Below are 16,635 nucleotides of genomic sequence, written 5' to 3'. Positions count from 1 at the left end.
GAAGCGGGTTTTTGATAGGGGCGCCGGGGGCGGGTTGGAGGCGCTTAGAGGTTGAGGCCGACCATGCCGAGCAGGCCCTTGAAGAAGGGACCGATGACGGAGTCCCACAGGTTGCTCAGGAAGCTCTGGGCCCGGACGGTCATGGCCTGCAGGTCGAGGCCCTTGTTCTCGCTCGCGGGGGCGGACTGGGCGCTCACGGCCCCAGCCTGGGTGCCGCTGGCCTTGAAGGTGTCGGGGGCCATGGCCTGCGCCGGGCTCTCGCCGCCTCCGGCGGCGACGCTCTGGCGGCGGACGACGGGGGCGGGTGAAACGGTACCACCAATGCGCATAACGGACCTCCTGACGCGACGGACGACGTGTTGCGATCGTTATCGGAAGGAGCGTCCGGGATTCGGTAAGAGTAGCGCTAAGCTTGCGTTAAGGTCCGGTACGAGGCTCGGCGTCGGGGGCGAGGCCCTTGGGGATGGTGAAGGAGATGGTCGTCCCGTGGCCCTCGGTGCTCTCGACGCTGATCTGGCCCTGGTGGGCGTCGACGGCCTGCTTGACGATGGTCAGGCCGAGGCCGCTGCCTCCCTGCAGGCGCGATCTCCCGCGGGTGACGCGGAAGAAGCGATCGAAGATGTGGGGCAGGTCCTTGGCTGGGATGCCGATCCCCGTGTCGCTGACCTGGAAGCGGGCGTCGTCGTCCCGGTCGAGGGCGCTCAGGGTGACCCTGCCGCCGTTGGGGGTGAACTTGATGGCGTTGGCCAGGAGGTTCACCAGGATCTGGCGCAGGCGCACCCGGTCGACCGAAAGGGGGAGCCCCGCGTACGGGACCGCGAGCTCGAGGCGGATGTCGCGCTTGGCGGCCTGGGGCTGGACCGTCGAGACCGCCTCGTCGATCACCTGGGCCGCGTCGATGCGCTGGAGCTTGAGGCCGCTCTTGGCCTCGAGGGCGGCGAGGTCCAGCAGGTCGTTGACCAGGGCGTGGAGGCGCTCGAGCTCGTGGTGGATGTCCTCGAGGAAGGACTGGCGAAGGGCGGGCTCCTCCTGGGCGCCGTCGAGGAGGCTCTCGACCAGCACCTTGAGGGAGGTCACGGGCGTGCGCAGCTCGTGGCTCGCGTTGGAGATGAACTCGCTCTTGAGGCGGTCCGCCTCGATCTCGGGGGTGATGTCGTGGTAGATGACCAGGTGACCGATCTGGCGCTCGTCGGCGTTGTAGAGGGGGCTCGAGAAGCGCTTGAGGAACTGCTTGGGCCGCTCGAGCTCGACGATGTCCACCCGGGGGCGGTCGGGCGCCTGGCGGGTGGCCTCCTCGATGACGGCGAGCTGGTCAGGGTGGCTCCAGCGATCGAGGAAGCGGGCGGCGGCGGCCTCGTCGGCGACCCCCTCGGACTGCGCGAGCTGGCGCAGGGCGGGGTTGGCCATGACCGGCTTGAAGCCCAGGTCGTAGATCACGAGCCCCTCGGTCATGGAGTGGATGACGGCCTCGAGCTCGCTCTTCTCGAGGATCAGGGCCTCGATCTCGAGCCCGCGGTAGCGCTGAAGCTCCTCGGCGATGCGGTGGAGGCCGCGCGTCAGGTGACGGGCCTCCTGGGCGGTGGGCTCGGCGGGGAAGTTGAAGTCCCCCTTGCTGATCATGTCGATGGCGTGGTGGAGCCACGAGTACGGCCCCCAGACGGAGCCGCCGATGGTGTAGCTGAGCGTGGCCGTGAGCGCCGTCCCGCCCGCCCAGGCGATGAGGGCGGGGCGCCAGGCGCCGGGCGAGAGGGCCCCGAGCGAGCCCAGCAAGACCAGCACCAGCCCCGAGGTCATTCCCGCGAGCACGGTGACGCCCGCCGTCACGATCAAAGGCGGCTGCCCCGCCAGGGACAGCCGCGAGAGGGGGTTGTGGAAGTTCCTACTTGGCCTCACCGGCCCGGACGCGGCGCTCGAAGCGGTAGCCCACCCCGCGCACCGTCTGGATGCGCATGGGGTTGTTGGGATCCTTCTCGATCTTCTCGCGCAGCCAGTGGACGTGCACGTCCACCGTGCGGCCCTCGCCGGTGAAGTCGTAGCCCCACACCTGCTCGATGAGGAACTCGCGCGAGAGGACCTTGTTGGCGTTCAGCGCCATCAGCTTGAGGAGCTCGTACTCCTTGAGGGTGAGGTTCAGGACCTTGGGCCCCAGGGTGACCTCGTGGCGGGTCAGGTCGATGACCAGATCGCCGATCTCGATGCGATCGGGCTGCACCTGCTTGGCTTCCGAGTAGCGCGACACCAGGCGCAGGAGCGCCTTGACGCGGGCCAGCAGCTCGCGGAGGCTGAAGGGCTTGGTGACGTACTCGTCGGCGCCGATCTCGAGGCCCACGACCTTGTCGATCTCTTCGCCCTTGGCGGTGAGCATGATGATGGGGATCGGCATCTCGGCGCGGATCTGGCGGCAGACTTCGTAGCCGTCGAGGCTCGGCAGCATCACGTCCAGGATGACCAGGTTGGGCTTCTCGCGGCGGGCAGCCTCGACCGCGGCCTGGCCGTCGGTCGCCGTCGTGACCTGGTACCCCTCCTTCTCGAGGGAGTACTGGATCGACTTCACGATCGAGGGCTCGTCGTCGACGACCAGAATCTTGGCGGACATGGAGGGGGGATCTCCTTCGAGGTGCTTGTCCCGTGCGGGATCGAGGATGCGGTCAACCTGGCTCTCAGGGTTATACCACCCCTTCAGGGGAGTTTAACGATCTTCAAACGAGCGCGAAAGGAACCGAACGTTCAATCAAGTTTACATAACATCGCCGTTACGCCTCAAACACAATGGGTATGCAGTGCTTGCCCCTTTTGACTGCCTAAAGGCCCCTCGCTATCTTGATTCAGGAGGTCGCTGGTGAATCATCGCCTGGTGGCGTTGGCCGTTGCCGCATCGGTCTGTCTTCTTCCGCGTGCGGCCTGGGGGGCGAGCCCCAACCATCCGGGGCGCAACTGGACGGTGCTCGAGACGCCGCACTTCTCGGTGCACTACTACCAGGGCGAGGAGCTCACGGCCCGCCGCATGGCCGAAGCCGCCGAGGAGGCGCTGCCGCGCCTCTCGAAGGACTTCGGGGTGGAGGTCTGCGAGAAGATCCCCATCGTCGTGAGCCGGGACAACTTCTTCAACGGCTCGGCCGAGCCCGTGAAGACCCGGATCCAGCTCGATCCCTTGCTTGCTGCCTCCTCGGTGATAGGCACCGAGCGCTTCGTGACCCACGAGCTGGCCCACGTCGTCTCCTTCCTCGCGCTCCAGAGCGACCTGCCCATCTCGCGCCTCAACAACCTCGGCACCATGCCGACCTGGTTCCTCGAGGGCATCGCCCAGTACGAGGCCGAGTACTGGTACGCGACCAACGATCGCATGCTGCGCCTGAACACCCTCAAGGACAGCCTGCTCACCTCCACCGAGCGCGAGAACTTCCCGCTTCTGGGCGTGGTGGCGGGGGCCGCCGGCTACAACGAGGGCTACTCGCTGACCCGCTTCATCTTCGACACCCACGGCAAGGACAAGATCGCCGAGCTGTTCCGGGTCCTGCGCCGGGGCGAGGAGTCGACCTTCGCCCGGGCCCTTGAGAAGGTCACGGGCCAGTCCTTTTCCGCTTTGCAGGCCGCCTGGAAGGACGACCTCAAGCAGCACTACGCCAAGCAGACCGAGGGCATCTCGGAGCAGGTGAGCGGCTCGCTGGCGCTGGTGGCCCCGGCGAGGAGCGAGGTCAACGTCCAGCCGCGCCTGAGCCCCGACGGCAAGCGCCTCGCGTACCTGTCGAGCCGCAACCAGGACGGCTACCTCTACCTGCGGGGCCACGTCATGGGCTTCTTGACCCTCACGTTGGCGGACGCCGACGGGCGCAACCCCCGCGAGGTCCCCGTGGGCAAGGGCCGGGTCTCGGGCTTCTGCTGGAGCCCGGACGGCAAGCAGCTGGTCGTCTCGGCGGTATCGGCCAACGCCGACGGGGAGCCCACCTTCGAGCTCTACCTGCACGACCTCGACACCCGTCAGACCCGCCAGCTCACCGACGACGCCAACGCCTCCGATCCGGCGTGGCGCCCCGGCACCTCCTGGATCGCCTACGTGACGACCCGCGACGGCAAGACCCGCCTGGTGCTCCACGACGTCAAGTCGGACCGGCGCCAGTTCGTCCCCGCCGAGGGCCTGGGCGATCGCCACCCGGCATGCCTGGCCTGGTCGCCGAAGGGGGATCGGCTGGCGGCCTCGATCTACGCCACGGGCGAGGGCGGCAAGATCGCGACGATCGACCCCGAATCGGGCCACGTCCGCGCCCTGACCGAGGGCGGCGCGCAAACGAGCGATCGCGACCCGGCGTGGGCCCCCGACGGCAAGAGCCTGGTCTTCTCGAGCGATCGAGACGGGATGCACAACCTGTACCGCCTGACCATGACTGGCAGGCGCGAGCTGAAGCAGCTCACGAAGGTCTACACCGGGGCGACCCATCCTTGCTTCGGCCCGGACGGCAAGCTCTACTACGTCGCCTACCGGGCGGTGGGATCCGAGGTGCGGGCCTGGGCACCCAACGCCGGGGAGGCCCTCGCCTACCAGGTCCCCAGGGACCTGCCGTCGGGGGTGAAGGTCGCGAGCACCCAGGTCCAGACCCCCACCCTCGGCCGTCAGCTGCCCGAGGCGTGGAGCATGCGGGCCTACGAGCCGACCATGACCAGCGACCTCATCATGCCGCAGCTCGCCTCCGACGAGCGAGGCAGCCAGCTCGGGGTGCTCGCCCTGTACAGCGACATCCTCAACAAGCAACAGCTGGGCATGGACGTGCGGATGGGGATCATGAGCCAGCGCTTCAGCTACTCGGCCCAGTACCTGAACCGGATGAGCGCCGGGACCTGGGGGGCGACCCTCTACGACACCCCCACCGTGGGCATGGCCTCGGTCATCGACCCGGCGCACCTCTCCGACTCGCTGTACTGGTCGCGCGAGCGCGGGGTGAGCCTGTTCGGCCAGACCCAGCTGGGCGCCTCCCAGGCGCTGACGGCGGCCGTGGGGCTCGCGCACCTCTCGGTGCTCGATCCGCCGCGCGGCGGGACGGGGCTGGGCCTGCGCGAGGGGCGGGTGCAGACCCTGAGCCTGGCCTGGGCCGACCAGCGGGTCAAGGGCACGCTGGATTCCGATCTCAACCCTTCGGACGGCTACCAGGTGGGCGCGAGCTACACCCTCTCGGATCGCGCCTTCGGCTCGGACTTCAACTTCTCCCAGGTCGCGGCGGGCGCCTCGCGCTACTTCCCGGTCTTCCCCGAGTGGCGCCACAACCTGGCCTGGAACTGGCGGGTCATGCTCAACGCGGGCGAGGCCATGCCCCTCTTCCTCGGAGGGGTGATGGGCGGCGGGCCGATCACGCCCCTGCGCGGCTACAACGTGGGCTCTTTCGCGGGGGACAGCCTCGCCTACTCGGGCCTCGAGTACACCTTCCCCATCCACCAGCACCTGGACCACCAGTTCGGCCCCCTCTACCTCAACAAGATCTACGCCAGCGCCTTCGTCGAGGCGGGCGACGCCTGGACCCGGCAGGAGGCCGCCTTCAACCCGCACGCCACCACGGGCGCCGAGCTGCGCGTCAAGACGGCCTTCATGGGGCGCCAGGTGGTGATCTTCCGGCTGGGGGTCGCGCGCAAGCTCACTGCGGACGGAGTCTGGGGGATGTATTTGGCTTTCTAGACCTTGCTTGTCGCCCCCTGAGGGCTTCGGTATACTGGGGGGGTCTAGCGCCGCGGCTCGTTCCGCTGTCTATGGGTGCGATGCCCAGAGGAGCCCCATCGGTGACGAAGAAGTCGTTCGCGTGTCTCGCCTTTTACTTCCTGGCCCTCGCGGTCTTCCTGCTCGATCAGTGGGTCAAGCTCTGGGTGGTGGACCACATGGGCCTCTACCAGTCCATCCCGCTCATCAAGGACCTCTTCGCCCTCACCTACGTCCGCAACATCGGGGCGGCCTTCAGCGCCTTCTCGGGCCAGGTCTGGGCCCTGGCGCTGGTGGCGGGCTCGGTCTCGGTCGCCATCATGGTCTACATCCACCGCCAAAAGGAAGTCACTCTCGGCCACGTCCTGAGCCTGGGCCTGCTGCTGGGCGGTACCTTCGGCAACTTCCTCGACCGGGTGCGCCTGGGCTACGTGGTCGACATGTTCGACGCCCAGTGGCAGGGCCGCAACTTCTTCCCCATCTTCAACATCGCCGACGTCGCCATCGACACGGGCGTGGCCATCCTGCTCCTGCTCTTCTTCCTCGAGTCCCGCGAGGCCAAGCGCGTCGCCCAGGCGGCTCAGGGGGGCGAGTCCTCCGACGCGCACCCCGTGCGCTAGGGCCCTCTCGCCTTGCGCGTCTGCGTTCGCTGGCTGATCGCGCTCTTCTTTTGCCTGAGCGCCCTTTCGGGCCTCTCGGCCCGGGCTGCCGGCGAGCGCGTGCGCGTGCTCGAGGTCAAGGGCGCCATCACCCCGGCGATCGCGACCTACGTCGCGCGCGGCCTCGCCGAGGCCGGCAAGGCGGGTGATTCGGCCGCGCTCATTCGCCTCGACACCCCGGGCGGGCTCGACTCGGCCATGCGCGACATCGTGCAGGCCATCGAGGCCTCGCGCCGCCCCGTCATCGTCTACGTCAGCCCCCAGGGAGGCCGCGCCGCCTCGGCGGGGGTGTTCATCACCATGGCGGCCCACGTGGCGGCCATGGCCCCCAACACGGCCATCGGGGCCGCCTCGCCGGTCGCTTCCGGCGGCGAGGAGATCAAGGGCACCATGAAGGCCAAGGTCACCAACGACGCGGCGGCCTACATCCGGGGCATCGCCAGGTCCCGGGGCCGCAACGCCGATTGGGCCGAGAAGGCGGTGCGCCAGGCCGTCAGCCTGGAGTCCAGCGAGGCCGTCAAAGAGCGCGTGGTGGACCTGGTCGCCCCCGACGTGCCGGCTCTGCTCGATCGCATCGACGGCCGCACGGTCAAGGTCGGCGGCCAGTTTGTCGCGCTCCACACCCGGCAGGCCCAGGTGGTGGCGCTCGAGATGGGGCCGCTCGAGCGCTTCTTGCAGGCCATCAGCGACCCGACCATCGCCCTGTTGTTCTTGAACCTGGGGATGCTGGGCCTCTTCCTCGAGCTGTCGAACCCGGGCCTCATCCTGCCCGGCGTGATCGGCGGGATCTGCCTGCTCTTGGCCTTCTACGCCCTGGGCACCCTGCCCATCAACGCGGCGGGGGTGGCCCTCATCGCCTTCGCCTTCCTGCTCTTCGTCGCCGAGCTGTTCGTGCCCAGCTTCGGGGCGCTGGCCGTCGGCGGGGTCGTCTCGCTGGTGCTCGGGGCGCTGATGCTCGTGAGCCCGGGGACGCCGGGCTTCGAGGTCTCGCGCGGCGCGATCGCCGGGATCGCTCTGCTGAGCGGCTGCGCGATCGCAGCCCTGGTCACCATGGCCGTCAGGGCCCAGCGCCGCAGGGTCACCACCGGCAAGGCCGGCATGGTGGGCGCGATCGCCCGGGTCCGCACGCCGCTTGAACCCGAGGGCCAGGTCTTCGTCAACGGCGAGCTGTGGCGCGCGGTCTCGCTCGAGGGCCCGGTGCCGGTCGGCGCCGCGGTCGAGATCCGGCGCGTCGAGCACCTGACCCTTTTCGTCGTCCCCACCTCCGTCAACCCAGCATCACTGCCGCAGGAGGCTCCGTCAAATGATTAACCTCTTCTCGAGCTTCGGCTTTCTGGTCGTCCTGGCCGTCGTCATCCTCTCCTCGGCCATCAAGGTCGTCCAGGAGTACGAGCGGGGCGTCGTCTTCCGCCTCGGGCGCCTGGTCGGCGCCAAGGGCCCGGGCCTGATCCTCCTCATCCCCCTGCTCGATCGCATGGTCAAGGTGGACCTGCGCACCCTGACCCTCGATCTGCCCACCCAGGAGGTCATCACCCGCGACAACGTGACCATCAAGGTCGGCGCGGTGGTCTACTTCCGGGTCATGACCCCGACCGACGCGGTCACCAAGATCTTCGACTTCGGCACCGCCACCCTCCAGATCGCCCAGACGACGCTCAGGAACGTGCTCGGCCAGTTCGCCCTGGACGAGCTGTTGGCCGAGCGCGAGAAGATCAACCTGCGCCTCCAGCAGATCATCGACGACGGCACCGAGCCCTGGGGCATCAAGGTCAGCGCCGTCGAGATCAAGGATGTCGAGCTGCCCCAGTCCATGCAGCGCGCCATGGCCCGCCAGGCCGAGGCCGAGCGCGAGAAGCGCGCCAAGATCATCCACGCCGAGGGCGAGCTGCAGGCCTCCCAGACCCTCGCCGAGGCCGCCAAGATCATCGCCAGCGAGCCCACCAGCCTCCAGCTGCGCTACCTGCAGACCCTCACCGAGATCTCGGCCGAGAAGAACTCGACCATCATCTTCCCGCTGCCCATCGACCTCTTGCAGGGCTTCATGAACTTCGCCGGCAAGGGCCGCGACGCATAGCGCCTTTTTCACGACGAAGGGGGCCCGGCGCGCGCCGGGCCCCCTTCGTTCGAGGTAGAAGCCTGTCAGGCGATCGGCTGGCCGAGCAGGCTGCCGACGGTGAGGCCGGTACGCAGGGACTGCGGCGCGGGCTTGTGGGCCAGCGCGCCCACGTCGCCGGTGCCTAGTGCGGCGCCGTGCCCCTCGCGAAAGTACCGGTCCTGCTCGGCGTCCAGGGCGCGCAAGAGGGCGGTCAGCTCGGCCACGTGCTCCTTCTCCTCTTCCATGAGGTGGAGCATGAGGGTCCTGACCGCCGGATCACTCGCCTGGTCGTGGAGCTCCTGGTAGTGGTTGATGGTCTCCAGCTCGCGCACCAGCGCGAGCCGGATGACGGCCAGATCGCGGACTCCGGCCATGGGTTACGCCCTTGCCCCGGTCTCGAAGGTGCAGATGGCACCGGGGCGCTTGAGGCGCAGCACCATGCTCTCGAAGACACGGAAGGGGTAGTTCATCCTCTCGACGCCAAGGTAGGCGGTCACGAGGTCCTGGCCGACCGCCAGGTCGAAGTTCTGGATGCCGGTCGAGATGATGAGGCCCTGCCCCTCCTTGAGGGCGGGCGTCTGGAACACGCCGCCGGTCGCCAGCTCGCGGATGTGGTTGATCTCGAGCACGCCCGAGTTGGCGTAGACCCGGTGCAGCTGGGAGTACCAGACGGGGTTGACGATGACGGCGTAGGGGCCGCTGAAGCCGGCCTCGAGCAGCTTGGCCCGGGCGTCGACCACGTCCTGGAAGCCGGTGCCCGCCTCGCCCCAGTCTCGCGCCGGGATGGCGTTGCGGCCCGAGGCGTTGACCAGGCCCTCGTAGCCGCACTCCGCGTCGCCGTTGAAGATCAGGTAGTCCTCCTTCTGGGCGACGATCGAGGCGGCCGCGGCCGCGGCGCTGACGTCCAGGGGGCTGTTGAGCTGCCGCGAGGTCTCGAGGTCGCGCCAGTAGAGCATGAAGTCCTTGTAGACGATGGGGATGTTCTCGTGGACGCGGCGCTTGGCCCGGACCATGCTGGTCTCGGTCTCCCCGAAGACGGCCACCTGCGCCTGGCCCGTGCCCGTGAACAGGTCGTAGTCGACGTCCTGGACGCCCGCGCCCAGGGGGCCGAAGACGTGAAGGAAGCGACGACCGACGAGCTGGCGCCGCGCCACCTCGACGACGGTGTTGTCGATGCGCTCCCAGTCGCTGGAGCTGAGCGGCGAATCGTCGCGGTTCAGGTAGACGTTGTCCATCGGGCGTACTCCTCACGTTTCGCGGTGACCGGTGCCGGCGGAAAAGCGAGCTCATGTTAACACGGATCCGTCGCATCATCTTGAGGCCGGATCCTGTCCCTCGATCGGCCCCATGGTACAATTCAAAGCGCAAAGCGAGCTTGTGCTCCGGCCATCCCGGCACGTCGGCACCTGCACCCGAGCAGCAAGAGGCAATCGCAAGAGATGGTAGAACTCGATCATCTGGTGGGGGCCCTGGGCCACGCACCGAGCGTGGTGAGCGCCGGCAACACGGCGGTGGCCATGGGCTCGGGGGCGCTCCCGGTCCTGGCGACGCCCGCGGTCGTGAGCCTGGTCGAGCAGGCGGCGGCCAACGCGGTCTCCTCGTACCTGCCCCCCGGCATGACCACCGTCGGCACGGGGATCTCCCTGCGCCACCTGGCGGCGACGCCCATCGGCCACAACGTCCAGGCCGAGGCGGTGCTCGTGAAGGTGTCCGGCCGCCGCCTCGAGTTCAAGGTGGCCGCCTACGACGAGCGCGAGAAGATCGCCGAGGGCACCCACGAGCGCTTCATCGTCGAGGCGGAGCGCTTCATGGCCAAGATGTCGGCCAAGCGGCCGAAGGGCTACTAGCTTCGTTTCGCCCCCCGGGGCCGGAAAGCAACATGCAAGGGGAACCCATGACTCAGCGCGCACGCATCATCGACGGGAAGGGCATCGCGACGGCCATCGAGGCCGAGGTCCGCGAGGCGGTCGAAGCCATCGACGCCAATCGCGGCCTCAAGCCATGCCTCGCGGTGGTGGTGGTGGGGGAGGACCCCGCCTCGGCCGTCTATGTCCGCAACAAGGGCCGCGCCTGCGATCGCGTCGGCATCGCCAGCCACAGCGTGGTCTTGCCGGCCGAGACCACCGAGGCGACGCTGCTCGCGGAGATCGCGCGCCTCAACGCGGACCCGGCGGTCCACGGCATCCTGGTGCAGCTGCCCTTGCCCAAGGCGATCGACGAGCGCCGGATCCTCGAGGCCATCGATCCCCTGAAGGACGTGGACGGCTTCCACCCCTACAACGCCGGCCGCCTCGTCCAGGGGGCGCCGACCATGGTGCCCGCCACTGCGGCGGGGGTGATCGAGCTCTTGCGGCGCGAGGGGATCGCGATCGCCGGCCTTGAGGTCGCGGTCGTCGGCCGCTCGACCATCGTGGGGCGGCCGGTCGCGACCCTCTTCACCAACGCCGACGCCACCGTGACCCTCTGCCACAGCCGCACGCGGGACCTTGCCGCGGTCCTGCGCCGCGCCGACGTGGTGGTGGCGGCAGTGGGGCGGCCCCGGTTCATCACCGCCGAGATGATCAAGCCCGGGGCCGTCGTGATCGACGTGGGGATCAACCGCCTCTCGGACGGTCGCCTGGTGGGCGACGTGGACTTCGAGGGGGTCCAGGAGGTGGCGGCTTACCTGACGCCGGTGCCCGGCGGGGTGGGGCCCATGACCATCGCGGTGCTGCTGCGCAACACGCTCCAGGCGTACCGCTCCCTGGGGAACTGAGACTCGCAACGGTTGAGATTCCCCCGCCCCTGACCCCGCCCCACCCGGGGGCGGGGAGTCCGCTGCATGATCGGTCGTGAGGTCGGGGCCTCAAGGGCCGATGAGCAGGGCGATCGCCACGATCGGCATCCCCACGAGGGCGCCGAGCCCGAGCGCGGCCATGCCCGTCGCGCCGACGAGGCACAGGGCGGCGCGGCTCCTGCCGAAGCCGTGCGCCTGGGCGATGGCCCGCACCAGGTTCACGACCACCCACAGCGCGAGGGCGAAGGACAAGAGCGCCGAGAGGCGATCGAAGCGCGGCGCGATCGCATGCAGCGGGGCGCTCAGGATCGCCGGGGCCAGGGCGGCCGCGAGCGTCCGCATGGTGCGCTCGCCGCTGCCCTCCCCGCCCATCAGCTCGGCGAGCAGGGACGCGGCCGACGACAGCCAGAACCAGCCCAGCACGTTGATTGCGAAGAGACCGAGCGTCAGGAAGACCGCGCCCGTGCCCCGCGCGCCGACGTCACCCGCGATACCGAGCGCCTCGAAGACGCTGATGATGAGGAACAGCGCCCACGCGCCCGCGCCCGAGAGCGGGAGCAGCGGCGAGCGGGGGCGGAAGATCGTCTGGTAGACCGATTCGAGCATGGCCCTACTCCATCAGGGTGAGGGGGATCTTGTTCCAGCTGGCCTTGGGGTCGGGGGCGATGAGGCCCGCCGCCCAGCCGGGAAGCTTGCTCTCGAACCTGGGGAAGACGTCCTCGAAGAGGGTGCCGCTCGTGTAGTTGCGGGTCCTGGGCTCGCCCTTGATGCCCGAGAGGCTCGCGGCCTTCGTGAGGGCGTCCTGGTAGTTGCCCAGGCTGTCCACCAGCCCGACCCTGGAGGCCTGGTTGCCGGTGAACACCCGGCCGTCGGCGAGGGGCTTGAGCTTCTCGATGGGCAGCTTGCGCCCGGCGCTCACCGCGTCGAGGAACTGCTGGTAGGTGTCGTTGACCAGGGCCTGCAGGAGCGCGCGCTCGTCGGGGCGCATCGCCCGGAAGGGCGAGAGGATGTCCTTGCGCGGGCCGCTCTGGATGGTGGTCTCGCCGATGCCGATCTTGTCGAAGAGCTTCTGGAGGTTCTGGATGTGCAGGATCACCCCGATCGAGCCCGTGGTGGTGGCGGGGTTGGCCACGATGTGGTCCGAGGCCGCGGCGATGTAGTAGCCGCCCGAGGCCGCAACGTCCCCCATGCCGGTGACGATCTTGATGGTGCCCTTCTTGCGCAGGCGCATCAGCTCCTCGTACACCATCTGGGAGGCCGCGGCCGTGCCGCCGGGCGAGTTGACCCGCAGCAGGATGGCCTTGACCTTGTCCTTCTCGGCGGCGCGGATCGCCTTGATCAGGCGGGTGGCCGAGGCGCCGCGGCTGCCGAACAGCCCGTCGTCCGGCGCTCCGTCCGCGATCGTGCCGTACACGTCGATGATGGCGACCTGGGCGCCGCCGGCGCCGTCCATCACCAGGCCGGTGCCGATCCGCTCGCGCGGGGCGCGCCACCAGCCGGCGACGGCCGCAAGCAGGCATGCTGCGATCAGGAAGAAGGCGAGGATCCGGTCGGTGCGCATGGGGCCTCCGTGGATGGGGGGGCGAAGCGGGAACGAAGGGGGATCAGACAGTCTAGCATGCGTTCGGCGCCGGGAGAGCGCCCCACCTCGCCGCGCCCGCCACGCCTGGGCTATAATGGGAGTCTGTCCCGCCAACGTCAGAGTCCATGCGACCTCAAGTGCAAAGGAGCGGCCCCAAGGTGAAGCGCGCTGCGGTGTTCCTCGATCGTGACGGCACGATCAACGAAGAAGTCGGCTACATCCACGAGGCCCACAACCTCAACCTCATCCCCGGGGCCGGCGAGGCCGTCCGCCGCCTCAACGAGGCCGGCGTGCTCGCGATCCTGACCACCAACCAGTCGGGGCCCGCCCGCGGCTACTACCCCGAGAGCCACATCCACGTCCTCCACCAGCGCCTGACGGACCTCCTGCTCGAGGAGGGGGCCTTCCTCGACGACATCTACTACTGCCCGCACCTGCCGGACGGCACCGATCTCCGCTACACCCGGGTCTGCAAGTGCCGCAAGCCCGAGACCCAGATGGTCGACGAGGCCTGCGCCAAGCACGACGTCGACCGCGCGATCTCCTACGTGGTGGGAGACAAGGCCACCGACGTCGAGCTCGGCCAGAACGCGGGCTGCCGAACGGTGCTCTTGACCTCGGGCTACGGCGAGCGGGTGCTTTCGGGCGAGTACCAGTGGAAGGTCGAGCCCGATTTCGTGGCGCCCACCCTGCTCTCGGCGGTGGAGTGGATCCTCGCCGACCTCGAGGGGCGTCGTGGCCTCTAAGCTCGCCCGCGCCAGCGGCGTGATGGCCGCCCTGCTCCTCGTGAGCAAGGGGGCGGGCTTCCTTCGCGAGAGCGTGGTCGCCGGCGCCTACGGGGCGGGGATGGTCAAGGACGCCAACACCGTCGCCTACATCCTGCCCGCTCTCTTCCTCATCATGCTGGGCGGCCTCAACGGTCCCTTCCACCTTGCGACCATGGGGGCGGTGACCCGCCTCGAGACCCGGGGCGAGCGCGAGGAGATCCCGGGGGTGCTGCTCACCATCCTCCTCGGCACGGCGGCCTTGACGGGGCTCTTCGCCGCGGTGGTCTTCGCCCTTGCGCCCTGGGTCATCGCCGTCACCGGGCCGAGCCTGTCGAGCGAGGCCCACGCCCTGGCCGTCACCCAGCTGCGGATCATGGCCCCGCTGATCGTGATCGGCGGCCTGGTGGGCGCCCTGTGCGGGGTCAGCAACGTCCGCGGCAAGTTCGCCAACGCGAGCCTCTCGCCCATGGTCTCGAGCCTGGCGGTGATCGCGCTGGTGTTCGCGACCTCCTCGCCGCTCGCGATCGCATGGGGGACTCTCGCCGGGGCCGTCGGCCAGCTCCTCTTGCAGGCGTGGCCCGTCGTGCGCGACTGGCGCGAGATCGCCGAGGGCGCGCCCCTGCGCCCGGCGCCGCTGACCCACCCGGCCTTCGTCGACATGCTGCGCATGCTCCTGCCTGCGGCCCTCTCGAGCTCGGTGGGCTCGATCAACGTGGCCATCGGCACGGCCTTCTGCTCGAAGGTCGGCTCGGGGGCCATCAGCGTCTTCAACTACTCCAACCTGCTCATCCAGCTGCCGCTCGGGATCATGCTCACGGCCCTGCTGGTGCCCATGTTCCCCAAGCTGACCGAGGCGGCGGCTTCGGGCGATCGCGCGAGCCTGCACGGCTGGCTCAACAAGGGCCTCCAGACCATCGTGCTGACGACCCTTCCCATGACGGGCCTGCTCGTCGTGCTGGGCGAGAGCGCGGTGCGGCTGGCCTTCGAGCGCGGGGCGTTCAGCGCCCGGGACACGGCCGCCACCGCGACCGTGCTGTCGATCGTGGCCCTGTCGATCGTGGCCTACGCCACGCGCGACCTGTTCACCCGGGTGTTCTACGCCCAGAACAAGAGCCGCGTCCCGCTCATGGTGACCCTCGTCTCCATCGGCACCAACTTCCTGCTGAACTCCTACTTCGTCCGCTTCGGCATCAAGGGGCTCGCCCTCTCCACGACCCTCGTGACCGTCCTGAACATGCTGATCCTGGGCGGCCTCTTGCGCAAGGATCTCGGCCGGCTGGGCCTCTCGCCCAGCGTCCCGACCGCCCTCAAGGCCCTGGCCTCGGCGATCGTGGCCACTTCCGTCACGGCGATCGCGCGCGTCGTGCTGCCCGGCGAGGGCCAGCTGGGGGCGCTCTTGCAGCTGGCCCTCCTGGGGGTGCTCGGCCTGGCGAGCTACGTGGGGCTGTTGGTCGCGCTGCGGGTGCCCTTCGTCGCGGCCCTCCGTGGGCGCAGGCGGCAGGCGGTCGCCGGCGAGTGACGGTCGCTCTTGAGGTATAATGGGGCGGCTCACCTCTGAACAGATGCGGAAAGGGAACGACTCTTGGCGAACCTCACGTTGCTGGAAGGCAATATCGCCTCTATCAGCTTCCCCAACCTGGTGCAGCTCATCAAGCTGGAGCAGAAGACGGCGAAGCTCGAGCTGTCGCGGGTCGAGATCGGCCAGGCCGCCGAGATGTACTTCGTCGGCGGCAACCTCAAGTACGCGGCGGTCAACGCCCTGCGCGGCGAGGACGCCATGTTCCGGATCATCTGCTGGTGGAAGGTCGGCACCTTCAAGGTCGTCGAGTGCGCCCCCGACGAGATCCCCGAGCACAACATCTCGCGCCAGGTGGACTGGGTCCTGCTCGAGGGCATGCGCCGCATGGACGAGTGCCACCACTACAAGGGGCTCATCGCGGATCTGACCACCGCGGTCTCCTACACCCAGGACGCCCTGGACGCCTTCACGTGGGACCGCCAGGACCCTCCCGAGTGGATCCCCCACTGGATGCGCAAGCTGCCGCGCTCCTTCACGCTCGCCCAGTTCTTCGCGGAGTCGCGCCTCGGCGAGATGGAGACCTGCGGCGCCCTCAAGAGCCTGCTCTACACGGGGGCGGCCGTCGCCCACAGCGCCGACCACGGCCCCGACCTGGCCTCGGCTCCCATCCAGCGGACCCGCTTCGACTCCTTCTCCTTGATCGTCATGGAGTACGTGGGCTACGAGGTCGCCAACAACCTGGTCGATTCGGCCTGCCGGGAGATGGGCCTCGCCGACCTCGAGGACGTGACCTTCGGCCAGATGGTCGACCTCTCGGATCGCCTGGGCATGGCCATCTCGCGCATGGTCGGCTTCGACCAGGGCCAGGAGTGCATGCGCAAGCTGCGCGCCCGCATCACCAGCCTGCTCTAGTCACCAGAGAAACGACCAGAAGGGGTCGAAGCGCTCGGGGGTCTGGATGGTGAGGACCTCGGCGTCCACCCGGGCGCTGATCCTGTAGCCCTTGCGATCCGCCCGGAACTCGCTCAGTTCGAGGGTGGGGGAAAAGCCCGGGGGCAGCAGCCGCCGCGCATCCAGCAGCCGCACCAGCTCGACGAGGGTCGAGGCCTCGGGGTACCGGAAGAAGTGCTGGCCTCGGTAGGCCTCGATGGCGGCCTGGAGGATGTCCAGGTCGCTCTGGGCGCGCGCGAGGGCGCTGAAGGCGACCACCGGCGGCGGCTCGATCCACCCGCTCGCCTGGGCGGCCGTGGCGGCCGGGGCGAGCGCGCCGCAGAGGGCGCCGGCCAGGGCCGCGCGCGCCAGAACGGCGTTGAGCCTCCGGCGCCCGGGCGTGAGGTGGATGGTTCGCGGCATGGCGCACCCCCTGTCAAGTCTCGCTTGCTTCGATTCTAGGGGGGCGGTGGTGTCGCGGCATCGGCGGGATGGCCATCCTTTTCGCATCGGTTTGCCCTGATCCCGCTCGAACGTCTTGATGCGATTTCGATCGCTTTGCTATAGTGGCAGGAATCTCGCGCCGCGGGCGCTCTTGTGATAGCCTGGACCGCCGGCGTCCACGTG

17 protein-coding genes are annotated in these 16,635 nt (G+C 69.0%); 9 read left to right on the top strand and 8 right to left on the bottom strand.

The window, feature by feature from the left end; genetic code table 11:
- Window positions 1-44: 44 nt before the first annotated feature.
- The 3 genes from V6D00_11355 to V6D00_11345 all read right to left on the bottom strand — a co-directional run bounded on the left by V6D00_11355 (window position 45) and on the right by V6D00_11345 (window position 2,596).
- Window positions 45-329: a hypothetical protein gene (locus V6D00_11355; protein HEY9899769.1), complete on the bottom strand. Its 285-nt coding sequence runs from the start codon at window positions 327-329 to the stop codon at window positions 45-47.
- Between the two features lie 88 nt (window positions 330-417).
- A complete protein-coding gene (locus V6D00_11350) occupies window positions 418-1,893 on the bottom strand; it encodes an ATP-binding protein (protein ID HEY9899768.1) in 1,476 nt (491 codons plus the stop codon).
- Window positions 1,880-2,596 (bottom strand): response regulator transcription factor, encoded by a 717-nt coding sequence (locus tag V6D00_11345; protein HEY9899767.1) that lies wholly within the window; start codon window positions 2,594-2,596, stop codon window positions 1,880-1,882. Before V6D00_11345 ends, V6D00_11350 begins: the two co-directional genes overlap by 14 nt.
- A gap of 243 nt (window positions 2,597-2,839) precedes the next feature.
- Between V6D00_11345 and V6D00_11340 the strand changes: the two genes are divergently transcribed.
- The 4 genes from V6D00_11340 (at window position 2,840) to V6D00_11325 (ending at window position 8,413) form a co-directional block, all read left to right on the top strand.
- Entirely contained in the window at window positions 2,840-5,662 is a 2,823-nt protein-coding gene (locus V6D00_11340; protein HEY9899766.1) for a BamA/TamA family outer membrane protein, read from the top strand.
- A 101-nt stretch (window positions 5,663-5,763) separates the two neighbouring features.
- Window positions 5,764-6,300 carry a signal peptidase II gene (gene lspA / locus V6D00_11335; protein HEY9899765.1) on the top strand — a complete coding sequence of 179 codons (537 nt, stop codon included), beginning with the start codon at window positions 5,764-5,766 and terminating at the stop codon, window positions 6,298-6,300.
- 12 nt (window positions 6,301-6,312) lie between these two features.
- Window positions 6,313-7,650: a nodulation protein NfeD gene (locus V6D00_11330; protein HEY9899764.1), complete on the top strand. Its 1,338-nt coding sequence runs from the start codon at window positions 6,313-6,315 to the stop codon at window positions 7,648-7,650.
- Window positions 7,643-8,413 (top strand): SPFH domain-containing protein, encoded by a 771-nt coding sequence (locus V6D00_11325; GenBank protein HEY9899763.1) that lies wholly within the window; start codon window positions 7,643-7,645, stop codon window positions 8,411-8,413. The genes V6D00_11330 and V6D00_11325 overlap by 8 nt, the downstream gene beginning before the upstream one ends.
- A 65-nt stretch (window positions 8,414-8,478) precedes the next feature.
- Here the strand turns inward: V6D00_11325 and V6D00_11320 are convergent, their stop codons facing one another.
- Together V6D00_11320 and V6D00_11315 are read right to left on the bottom strand one after the other, a co-directional pair.
- A complete protein-coding gene (locus V6D00_11320) occupies window positions 8,479-8,808 on the bottom strand; it encodes a hypothetical protein (protein ID HEY9899762.1) in 330 nt (109 codons plus the stop codon).
- 3 nt (window positions 8,809-8,811) lie between these two features.
- A complete protein-coding gene (locus V6D00_11315) occupies window positions 8,812-9,669 on the bottom strand; it encodes a family 1 encapsulin nanocompartment shell protein (protein ID HEY9899761.1) in 858 nt (285 codons plus the stop codon).
- A gap of 204 nt (window positions 9,670-9,873) precedes the next feature.
- Between V6D00_11315 and V6D00_11310 the strand changes: the two genes are divergently transcribed.
- Complete coding sequence (locus V6D00_11310; GenBank protein ID HEY9899760.1) at window positions 9,874-10,281, top strand: thioesterase family protein; 408 nt, start codon at window positions 9,874-9,876, stop codon at window positions 10,279-10,281.
- 47 nt (window positions 10,282-10,328) lie between these two features.
- Entirely contained in the window at window positions 10,329-11,189 is an 861-nt protein-coding gene (folD, locus tag V6D00_11305; protein HEY9899759.1) for a bifunctional methylenetetrahydrofolate dehydrogenase/methenyltetrahydrofolate cyclohydrolase FolD, read from the top strand.
- A 90-nt stretch (window positions 11,190-11,279) separates the two neighbouring features.
- On the opposite strand, the gene V6D00_11300 is transcribed toward folD, so the two are convergent.
- Together V6D00_11300 and sppA are read right to left on the bottom strand one after the other, a co-directional pair.
- Window positions 11,280-11,816, bottom strand: a complete 537-nt coding sequence (locus tag V6D00_11300; GenBank protein HEY9899758.1) for a YIP1 family protein — start codon at window positions 11,814-11,816, stop codon at window positions 11,280-11,282.
- A gap of 4 nt (window positions 11,817-11,820) precedes the next feature.
- Complete coding sequence (sppA, locus tag V6D00_11295; GenBank protein HEY9899757.1) at window positions 11,821-12,771, bottom strand: signal peptide peptidase SppA; 951 nt, start codon at window positions 12,769-12,771, stop codon at window positions 11,821-11,823.
- A 179-nt stretch (window positions 12,772-12,950) separates the two neighbouring features.
- Here sppA and V6D00_11290 point away from each other — a divergent pair, with 179 nt between their 5' ends.
- From V6D00_11290 to V6D00_11280, 3 genes are all read left to right on the top strand, one after another.
- Window positions 12,951-13,538: an HAD family hydrolase gene (locus V6D00_11290; GenBank protein ID HEY9899756.1), complete on the top strand. Its 588-nt coding sequence runs from the start codon at window positions 12,951-12,953 to the stop codon at window positions 13,536-13,538.
- Complete coding sequence (murJ, locus tag V6D00_11285) at window positions 13,528-15,078, top strand: murein biosynthesis integral membrane protein MurJ (protein ID HEY9899755.1); 1,551 nt, start codon at window positions 13,528-13,530, stop codon at window positions 15,076-15,078. Before V6D00_11290 ends, murJ begins: the two co-directional genes overlap by 11 nt.
- Before the next feature lie 63 nt (window positions 15,079-15,141).
- Complete coding sequence (locus V6D00_11280) at window positions 15,142-15,990, top strand: DUF4388 domain-containing protein (GenBank protein ID HEY9899754.1); 849 nt, start codon at window positions 15,142-15,144, stop codon at window positions 15,988-15,990.
- Here V6D00_11280 and V6D00_11275 read toward each other — a convergent pair whose 3' ends face one another.
- The gene (locus tag V6D00_11275) at window positions 15,991-16,431 is read right to left on the bottom strand and encodes a hypothetical protein (protein HEY9899753.1); all 441 of its coding nucleotides are present in this window, start codon (window positions 16,429-16,431) and stop codon (window positions 15,991-15,993) included. It abuts the gene before it with no gap.
- Window positions 16,432-16,635 lie beyond the last annotated feature (204 nt).

Origin of the sequence: Pantanalinema sp. (genome assembly GCA_036704125.1) — a bacterium.
Classification (GTDB): Bacteria; Cyanobacteriota; Sericytochromatia; order S15B-MN24; family UBA4093; genus JAGIBK01.
The sequence above is the reverse complement of the archived record's forward strand: the minus strand, read 5'-3'. Positions and strand labels throughout refer to the sequence as shown.

Excerpts from the sequence above, each read along its gene's own strand:
- V6D00_11355 (HEY9899769.1), bottom strand. The coding sequence starts at position 329 with ATGCGCATTGGTGGTACCGTTTCACCCGCCCCCGTCGTCCGCCGCCAG.
- V6D00_11345 (HEY9899767.1), bottom strand. The coding sequence starts at position 2,596 with ATGTCCGCCAAGATTCTGGTCGTCGACGACGAGCCCTCGATCGTGAAG.
- V6D00_11325 (HEY9899763.1), top strand. The coding sequence starts at position 7,643 with ATGATTAACCTCTTCTCGAGCTTCGGCTTTCTGGTCGTCCTGGCCGTC.
- V6D00_11320 (HEY9899762.1), bottom strand. The coding sequence starts at position 8,808 with ATGGCCGGAGTCCGCGATCTGGCCGTCATCCGGCTCGCGCTGGTGCGC.
- V6D00_11315 (HEY9899761.1), bottom strand. The coding sequence starts at position 9,669 with ATGGACAACGTCTACCTGAACCGCGACGATTCGCCGCTCAGCTCCAGC.
- V6D00_11310 (HEY9899760.1), top strand. The coding sequence starts at position 9,874 with ATGGTAGAACTCGATCATCTGGTGGGGGCCCTGGGCCACGCACCGAGC.
- folD (HEY9899759.1), top strand. The coding sequence starts at position 10,329 with ATGACTCAGCGCGCACGCATCATCGACGGGAAGGGCATCGCGACGGCC.
- V6D00_11300 (HEY9899758.1), bottom strand. The coding sequence starts at position 11,816 with ATGCTCGAATCGGTCTACCAGACGATCTTCCGCCCCCGCTCGCCGCTG.
- sppA (HEY9899757.1), bottom strand. The coding sequence starts at position 12,771 with ATGCGCACCGACCGGATCCTCGCCTTCTTCCTGATCGCAGCATGCCTG.
- V6D00_11275 (HEY9899753.1), bottom strand. The coding sequence starts at position 16,431 with ATGCCGCGAACCATCCACCTCACGCCCGGGCGCCGGAGGCTCAACGCC.